Origin of the sequence: uncultured Neisseria sp. (assembly GCF_951230505.1) — a bacterium.
Taxonomy (GTDB): domain Bacteria; phylum Pseudomonadota; class Gammaproteobacteria; order Burkholderiales; family Neisseriaceae; genus Neisseria.
The window spans coordinates 1-2819 of record NZ_CATNVN010000196.1; the positions used below are offsets into that span (position 1 = coordinate 1).

General features: G+C 44.3%; 2 protein-coding genes. Both read right to left on the bottom strand.

Features of this window, described 5'->3' with window-relative positions; translation table 11 throughout:
* Positions 1 to 70: 70 nt before the first annotated feature.
* On the bottom strand, positions 71 to 1249 hold the full coding sequence (gene coaBC, locus Q1M25_RS09320; RefSeq protein ID WP_300484017.1) for a bifunctional phosphopantothenoylcysteine decarboxylase/phosphopantothenate--cysteine ligase CoaBC: 1179 nt from the start codon (positions 1247 to 1249) through the stop codon (positions 71 to 73).
* A 45-nt stretch (positions 1250 to 1294) separates the two neighbouring features.
* Entirely contained in the window at positions 1295 to 2524 is a 1230-nt protein-coding gene (locus Q1M25_RS09325; protein WP_300484019.1) for a CDC27 family protein, read from the bottom strand.
* Between the last annotated feature and the right edge of the window lie 295 nt (positions 2525 to 2819).

Sequence of the window (2819 nt, forward strand, 5' to 3'; positions counted from 1 at the left end):
ATTTGGTTTGTGAATTACTGTGATCAAACAAAAGGCCGTCTGAAAAATTTTCAGACGGCCTTTTGTTTGATTAAGCCAACAATTCAGCCAGGCGTTTGACGATTTCATCTGCTGCTTGGCGTTTGGATGTTTCTGGAAATGAGGTTTCGGCAAGGTCATCAATAATGGTGATTTGATTGGTTGGCTTACCCATGGAAACGGAAACTTGGTTGGCCACCAGCATCGGTACGTTTTTGCGCAAACGTTTTGCCCGAGCAAATTCCAAGACTTGATGGCTTTCGGCAGCAAAGCCGACGCAGAATGGTGGAGAAGGCAGGGCGGCAACGGATGCGAGAATATCCGGATTTTCCGTCAGTTCGATAATTGGAGGCTGATTGCCGTTTTTCTTTAGTTTCTCGTTGCTGCTGTTTTTGACTTTATAGTCTGCAACGGCTGCAACAGAAATAAAGACATCCTGATCATGGATATGGCGGTGAACTGCCTGATACATGGTTTCTGCGCTGACAGCCTGTTCGGAATGAGCCAAGCCTGCCGGCAGGGCCGTCTGAATTTGACCGTAAATCAGCGTGACTTTCGCTCCGGCAGCACGGCACGCACGCGCTAAAGCCATGCTCATTTGTCCGCTGGAAATATTGGTAATGCCGCGAACAGGATCGATGGCTTCAAACGTTGCGCCGGCTGTAATCAGAACTTTTTTGCCGCTCAGCAGCTTGGGTGTCCATAAATCCTCTAGCAAATCTGCCAGATCGACCGCTTCGACCATTCTGCCAGTGCCTGTTTCGCCGCAAGCCTGTTCGCCACTGTTTGGGTAAAACACGGTAATGCCGTCTGAAACCAGCTGCTCAATATTGCGCAGATTGGCAGGGTTGTTCCACATTTCGACATTCATTGCAGGCGCAACAGCCAAAGGACATTTTCTGGCTGCAGCCAAAGTAGTCAGCAGGTTGTCTGCTAATCCGTTGGCAATTTTGGCAATCGTATTGGCAGTCGCAGGCGCAATAAGAAATGCATCGGCTTCGCGCGTCAGATTGATGTGCGCCATGCCATTGTTGGAAGCACCTGAATAGGTATCCGATAAAACGGGATTGCCGGTTAAAGCTTGGAAAGTCAGTGGGGAGACAAATTCTGTCGCAGAATCCGTCATCACCACTGATACAGAATGTCCTTGCTTTTTCAGCAGTCTGACTAGTTCGCAAGATTTATACGCCGCAATACCGCCGGTAATGCCGAGGAGAATGTGTTTGCTCATAAATAACGGGTTCATTAAATGAGATATATTAGGAATCAAATCAAATTAAATTTGTTCGATGTTGATTCTGGCTAGTTTGGCTTTAATCGCATTGCCATATCTCTTCGGCAAAAATGCTGAAACCACCCCGTTTTTCACTTCAGTCACATAACTGCAGACTTTAAATTCAGGAACAACATTGAGCGAGTAGTCCGGATTGACCAAAGGTGAAGCACTGGAGTACAGCGTCCATCTTGCCAGACTGCCGTCTTCATAATCAGTCGTTGCGTTAAAGCTGGTAACCCCTTCGCTGAAAGCGATTTGATAATTAGAGTAGAACTCGCCGGGAATTTCGTGTGCATTACAGAAATCAAATAATCTGTCATGTGCAAACAGGTTCTGACGGATATAGGCCCACAATTCTTTTTCTAGAAAATCTTGGTCGGCAAAATGTCTGGAAGGATAGCCCTTGTCGACAAAGTTTTGAATCCTTTCCTGCATATCTGGGACTGCGCCCGCTTTAGCGCCCCACATACCCGCAAGAATTAGGGCAGTATGCGAGCCTGAGTCGCGAATAGTGTGGAATAGTGTGCCACTTTTTATCCATTCGGATACGGCTGCAGCATCACGATAGCAAATAATAGAATCTGCATCACGGAAAATAACGTATTCAGCCTCGGGATCATTGATGGCAAGAAAGCGCCACATCGTACCCGGCCAGTTGTCCAACGGTGCGCCAACCTTGATCACTTCGGCACCGTTATTTCTAAATCGTTGAATAGCTTCAGCCGATACAGAATCGTCGACATAAAAACGACATGTCCAACCGGGAAAAAGTACAGGAGCAAGCTGGGTATTTAAGACGGCAGGCTCAATATATTTGGAATTATTGCCAAATAAAGAAAAGGAGATAATCCGTTTGCCGTTTTTTGGAGCGGGTGTCGGAATGATTTCATGTTCTAGGTCTGGGATGGCTTTGTCTTTTAGAACCAAAGCCTGATGACCGTAAAACCCAGTTTTTTCCCAATTATCTAGAGCGCCGTAAGCATGGGCAAGTAAATCCAAAGCAGGAATATAGGTACTATCCAGCTCTAGCGTTTTCATTTCAGCCTCAATGGCTTTTTCCCATTTCAATTGCTTCAGATAGGCATAAGCAACTTTATGATGAAATTCGACAGATTGGGGATTGAGAAGGCAAAGAATCTCGGCACATTTTAGCGCTTCCTCGTAATTTTCCTCTTCAATAAAAGAGTGATATGCTTGTTCAAATTTTTGTTGGATCTTTTCGTTACTCATAATAGGGACTATTTCTAAATTTATGATTGTTTTATTGGAGAAAGTAGAGATTGTAAGAGTAGATGGGGCTAAAGCGCCAGTAATATAGAGATATAGAGTGTTGAATGTGGCAAATAAGAGCAAAGCTGCAGGACTATTTATCTTAGGATATCTGTTTTATCTATCGAACGATAAAATCCAATAAATTTTAAATTATTTAAATACAGATAGTTGTGAAAATTTTTTAATTTTTTTGAAATTGGGTGTTGACTGGTTTTGTTGGTAGGCGTATAGTTCGGTTCTTCGCTGCTGACGC